Annotated in this window: 2 protein-coding genes; both read left to right on the forward strand. The window is 51.6% G+C overall.

Features of this window, described 5'->3' with window-relative positions:
• Positions 1 to 696 (forward strand): UDP binding domain-containing protein (locus tag DWY79_RS22330; protein WP_305036548.1); only part of this gene is annotated, 696 nt, incomplete at its 5' end.
• 29 nt (positions 697 to 725) lie between these two features.
• Positions 726 to 1,143: non-hydrolyzing UDP-N-acetylglucosamine 2-epimerase (gene wecB, locus DWY79_RS23230; RefSeq protein ID WP_233564041.1), on the forward strand; the 418-nt coding region annotated here is incomplete at its 3' end.

A 1,143-nucleotide genomic window follows, 5' to 3' on the forward strand; every position in this document is an offset into this window, starting at 1 on the left:
GAGGCCTCTACCCGTAAGGCGATGGAGTTCTACGGCCAGTTCGTGAAGGGTACGCTTCACCCAACGAATAGCAAGACGGCCGAGATGTGTAAATTGACCGAGAACTCAAGCCGGGACGTGCAGATCGCTTTCGCCAATGAGCTGTCGTTTATCTGCGATAAAGCGGGAATCAATGTTTGGGAGTTGATCAACTTGGCGAACAGGCATCCCCGTGTGAATATCTTACAGCCGGGTTGCGGTGTTGGTGGTCATTGCATAGCGGTGGACCCTTACTTCATCACGGCGGAGTTTCCGATGGAGAGCCGTATGATCTCGACGGCCCGTGAGACGAATAATTACAAGGCTTTTTGGTGCGCTGAGAAAGTGAGGAACGCCATGCTACGGTTTGAGTTGAAGCATGGGCGTAAGCCGGCGGTGGCAATGATGGGCTTGGCTTTCAAGCCTGATATCGATGACTTGCGCGAGTCTCCGGCCAAGGGAATAACGACGAAGGTGTTGCAATCGTGCAACAACGCTGATATCATGGTGGTGGAGCCGAACGTTTCGGAGCATAAGTTGTTTAAGTTGACCCCTTATAAGGAGGCCTATGAGAAAGCCGATATCGTGGTTTTCTTGGTGAATCATAGGGAGTTTTCGGGGTTGAATTATCGGGATGACGTGGAAGTACTGGACTTTTGCGGGACATTCAAGAAATAATCGTTCGCTAAATAGAAGAATACGCAGTAATGAGAAAAATAATGTTAGTATTCGGGACCCGTCCCGAGGCGATCAAGATGGCTCCGCTGGTGAAGGAGTTCCAAAAACATCCGGAGTCGTTCGAGACCATCGTGTGCGTTACCGGACAGCATCGGGAAATGCTGGATCAAGTGTTAAAATTGTTCGAGATCACGCCGGATTATGATTTGAATATCATGAGGCAGGGTCAGGACTTATATGACGTGACCGCCCGTGTCCTTGTGGGTATGCGTGACGTGTTGCGTGAGGCGACACCCGATGTCGTGCTGGTGCATGGGGATACCACCACGAGCACGGCGGCCGCCTTGGCCGCTTTCTACCAACAGATACCTGTAGGTCATATAGAGGCCGGCCTTCGTACCCACAATATCTATAGCCCATGGCCGGAGGAGATGAACCGGCAGGTCA

It is taken from the genome of Parabacteroides sp. AF27-14 (genome assembly GCF_003635425.1).
In the GTDB taxonomy this organism is placed as follows: domain Bacteria; phylum Bacteroidota; class Bacteroidia; order Bacteroidales; family Tannerellaceae; genus Parabacteroides; species Parabacteroides distasonis.